The 1,468-nt window shown below is 34.4% G+C and carries 1 protein-coding gene; it reads left to right on the forward strand.

What is annotated here, in order from left to right; all coding sequences use genetic code 11:
* Nucleotides 1-1,271, forward strand: a 1,271-nt coding sequence (locus F6K13_RS32900; protein ID WP_287289894.1) for a hypothetical protein, incomplete at its 5' end; no start/stop codon positions are given.
* Between the last annotated feature and the right edge of the window lie 197 nt (nucleotides 1,272-1,468).

Below are 1,468 nucleotides of genomic sequence, written 5' to 3' on the forward strand. Positions count from 1 at the left end.
TCTATGCCAAGAATCAATCTACTTTGACTAATAAGTTGACAAAAGGGCTTTCTTGTGCTGCAACCAAGGAGGATTTACAGCTTAAAGTCATAAATTATCTTCATATTCTTCTGACTCCCGAGTTTATTAATTCCGATCGATATAATGCTTTAATTTCTCAGATAGATAGATTCATTTATCCAGAAATAAATATCATTTCATCAGACAAAATTACTAATTCTCAGATTCCTGATTTCTCTACAAATGGAACTAAATTGGTTGAGTCTGGTATGGCGATTTTATTGTTAGATGTAGAAAATTTACACCTTGATATTGAAACAGAAAAAATCCTTGTAGATATCTGCAATTATCCGATTCAAATTAAGGTTGCTTTTGCTAATTGGCGCAGTATGGGAAAAAAAGATGAAGAATTTCATCAACGTGGTTATCAATTAATTCATGTTCCTCCTGGCAAGGATAGTGCTGATTTGAAAATGGCAACTGTAGGTGCTTCTATTTTTGTCAATTATCCCACAGCTAAAGAAGTTTTAGTTTGTTCTTCAGATCGAGGATTAACTCATCTGGGTACTACTCTTCAATCTCATGGATTAACTGTGTATCAAGTACGGAAATATAAAAACCAAATTACTGTTTTAAATAGTCAAACTGGGGAGTCACAAGTATATGCGATTTCTGTCCCAGACATACCTACTATTGACACATTTATTATTCAATTACAGGAGTTAATCAGGTCTGAATCAGAAAAAATAGGACTACAATGGATTAAATTTTCGAGAATTTCTGCGTTGTATAAAGAAACCTATAAAGTGAATCTTAAAGATGTAGTTTTAAATCACTTTCCTGACCAAAAGTCTAGACAAATATTTGTCAATTTTCCAGCTTATTTTGCAATTCATCAACCGTCGGAAAAATCCCAAACTTATGTCAGCATTTTTAATTTGTTTAAACCGGAAAAAAAGATTTTAAATCCTTCCACAAATAATCAGATTGAAGTCTCTGACAATATTACTGATATTGCCGAGATTACTTCTCAAGAAGTCATGGAAAAAGTCTTAGTAAAAATTGTGACTAACTTAACTGATAGCTCTCCAGATAAGTCTGTTCCTATATCTAATCTCGGCAGTGAGTTTAATCGTTTATATGGTAGACCAATTACTAAAACTATTAAGCGGTTCCAACCAAGTAAAAAATTTCCCAAATATTTGGAGCTGTGTACTTCGCTGAAGTTGCATCAATCTGAAGAAGGTCGTTGGTTCGTAAGCTTGAGATAAAGTCGGCATTGGTGAATTTAGCTATGATTTTTGTGCTTAGGGAATAGGGGATAGGGAATAGGGAATAGGTAGGGACTTTGAATACATCCCACATAGGGACTCTACATATAGCTAGTGCGTTATCGGCAGCTCTACCTTAGCAAATGCCATTCGCCCCTAAAGATGGTGCTTTAAAGGTCAATTTGCCTAAGTCCTGA

This window comes from Okeania sp. SIO2B9, assembly GCF_010672505.1.
GTDB lineage: Bacteria > Cyanobacteriota > Cyanobacteriia > Cyanobacteriales > Microcoleaceae > Okeania > Okeania hirsuta.